1 protein-coding gene is annotated in these 270 nt (G+C 38.5%); it reads right to left on the bottom strand.

The genetic code is table 11. The annotated features are described in order from the left end of the window. Window positions 1-19: 19 nt before the first annotated feature. Window positions 20-154, bottom strand: a complete 135-nt coding sequence (locus BOQ64_RS24325; RefSeq protein ID WP_228448542.1) for a beta-lactamase family protein — start codon at window positions 152-154, stop codon at window positions 20-22. Window positions 155-270: the final 116 nt, after the last annotated feature.

Below are 270 nucleotides of genomic sequence, written 5' to 3'. Positions count from 1 at the left end.
TGTTCCATCTGGAGTAAGATCAGTACAGAAGTAAACTGCTTCCACCCATCAGGTTTAATCCGGAAGTATGGTTGAGAAGTTGATGAATCGTGATGTTTTTTTCATATTCTTTGTTCTGAAATTCCTTTAAATATTGGGAGGCTTTATCCGTCACTGTTGAGTTTTTTTCCCTGTTCCATCTGGAGTAAGATCAGTACAGAAGTAAACTGCTTCCACCCATCAGGTTTAATCCGGAAGTATGGTTGAGAAGTTGATGAATCGTGATGTTTT

It is taken from the genome of Chryseobacterium sp. CH25 (assembly GCF_004119455.1).
In the GTDB taxonomy this organism is placed as follows: domain Bacteria; phylum Bacteroidota; class Bacteroidia; order Flavobacteriales; family Weeksellaceae; genus Chryseobacterium.
This window is presented reverse-complemented; position numbering and strand designations above follow the sequence as displayed.